1 pseudogene is annotated in these 362 nt (G+C 47.0%); it reads left to right on the forward strand.

The annotated features are described in order from the left end of the window. Window positions 1–362: pseudogene (locus AN944_RS21695) on the forward strand (hypothetical protein); the annotation flags it as partial.

Below are 362 nucleotides of genomic sequence, written 5' to 3' on the forward strand. Positions count from 1 at the left end.
AATGACCTGTCTGCCAACGACACTGAAAACCTTGATGCTGTTGATGCTGAGCTAACTGTAGACTTAGTGATTGATGCATCGAACCAAGGTGACATCACTGGTACATCACAAGACATTCCTGCAGGCGGTACGGTCACTCTGGTTATCACCGATATTGCGGGCACATCAATTACCATCACTGATGTGGCCGTTAATGCAGATGGCACTTACTCTGTCGATAACGTTGACCTATCAACACTTGTGGATGGCGACATCACAGTGGTGGCAACCGCAACTGATTCAAACGGCAATGACCTGTCTGCCAACGACACTGAAAACCTTGATGCTGTTGATGCTGAGCTAACAGTAGACTTAGTGATTGA

The organism is Shewanella sp. P1-14-1, from assembly GCF_001401775.1.
Lineage (GTDB): Bacteria > Pseudomonadota > Gammaproteobacteria > Enterobacterales > Shewanellaceae > Shewanella > Shewanella japonica.